The sequence below is a fragment of the Candidatus Frankia nodulisporulans genome (assembly GCF_902806475.1).
In the GTDB taxonomy this organism is placed as follows: domain Bacteria; phylum Actinomycetota; class Actinomycetes; order Frankiales; family Frankiaceae; genus Frankia; species Frankia umida.
Genome location: NZ_CADCWS010000470.1, coordinates 1 through 1,478, shown reverse-complemented (window position 1 = coordinate 1,478; position 1,478 = coordinate 1). Strand labels below are relative to the sequence as shown.

At 69.7% G+C, this 1,478-nt stretch carries 1 protein-coding gene; it reads right to left on the bottom strand.

The genetic code is table 11. The annotated features are described in order from the left end of the window. Positions 1-151: 151 nt before the first annotated feature. The gene (locus G6R24_RS20880; protein ID WP_225438883.1) at positions 152-883 is read right to left on the bottom strand and encodes an endonuclease domain-containing protein; all 732 of its coding nucleotides are present in this window, start codon (positions 881-883) and stop codon (positions 152-154) included. Positions 884-1,478: the final 595 nt, after the last annotated feature.

Here is a 1,478-nt window from a genome sequence, read left to right as displayed (position 1 = left end):
CCCTCGCCGACCTACCGGAGGTCGCCCACCTGCGTGACCAGCTCGCCGGCCTCGTCGCGAGCCTGCACGCCCTCGACCCCGACAGCCTTGAGGACCTCCTCGCCGCCCACCGCACCCGCACCTGACCCGCCCCGCACCTCAGCCATGGACGTCAGAGCGTGGTGGCCGGGCGGGTCACCTGCAGGGACCAACGGATCTGCTCGACGACGGCATGCGCGCGAAGCAGCAGATCGGTCCAGGTGAACCGCAGCACGATCCAGCCAAGGGACAACAGGTCGTTCTGCCGGGCACGGTCACGGAACAGCGCCCGCGGATGCTCGTGCACAGCGGTTCCGTCGACCTCCACGGCCACTAGGCGGCTCGGCCAAGCCAGATCAACCCGGGCCAGCAGCCGTGGCCGAGCCGACCACGCCTCCTTGGCCAAGGCCGTGGAAGCACGGGACCGCTCATACGGTTCCTCCGCTTCGGAGCCCTCGGGTAGCCAGCCTGACTCCCGGCCGTCACCCCAGATCGACCATTGCAGCTGCTCAGGCGTGAGCCCCGCATCCATGAGCACCAGCCGCATGCGCGTCTCCAACGGCGACTCCGCCCGCCCGTCGACCAGCCCCAACCATCCGTACCGCTCGGCGACGCCCCTGCGCCCCGCGGCGGCGTCGCGGATCTCCCCGATGTCCGTGATCCGCCCATGATGCAGCGCCGCGTCCAGCAGACCGACGGCAGTCTCCCGATCGCAGCTCACGAGCAGATCAACCAGCGTTCGGGTGACCCCGGTCACCGGGATTCCACGGACCTTGACCACCTCCTGCGCACGGTAGGCGCCAAGATGCCGCACCAGCCCACGGACATCCGCCCCGTGCGCGCTACGCGGCAGCAGCACATGCACCGGATGGATGTAAGCCGCCCTGCCCGGGCGGCCAGCCCCAACCATGGTGCCCGGCCTCTCCCTGTTCCCGGCCCTGGCCGGACCACGCCGGTCAGACACGTCGGAGCTGGGGGTTCGTGGCGGAAGACGGAGATCGGGCAGGCCCGGTAGCCCAAGCAGCGCGGCCGCCGTGACATTGCAGATCACCGCGCTGGGCCGGCCGACCAGCGCGGCCCGCGCCGGCCCCCGCACCGGATGAGCGTCCGGGAGCAGAACGGTGCCGCGGCAGGGAACGACCCAGCCATCATCGCGTATGCAGCGCTCGAACTGCCAGCGCCGAATCCCGGCTGCCCTGACCTGCGACCAGGTGAGCATGCCATCCTGCTTCCGCGCGAGACGCCGCAGATCGGCGGGAACCTCGATGGGCTTCACCTGTTCCACACTGGCCCGATCCCGGTCGGATGACCATCACCCGTGGAAACCTGTGGAAAAACGTGCTCCTGTGGACAACCCTCTCGAGGTAGTGCACCAGATCAGTGCGGTGGCGCTCGTTGGATCCCGTTGTCCCCGCCCACGGTTTCGCCTCCAGTGATCAGGCTGCGTGTCACGCCTTAGC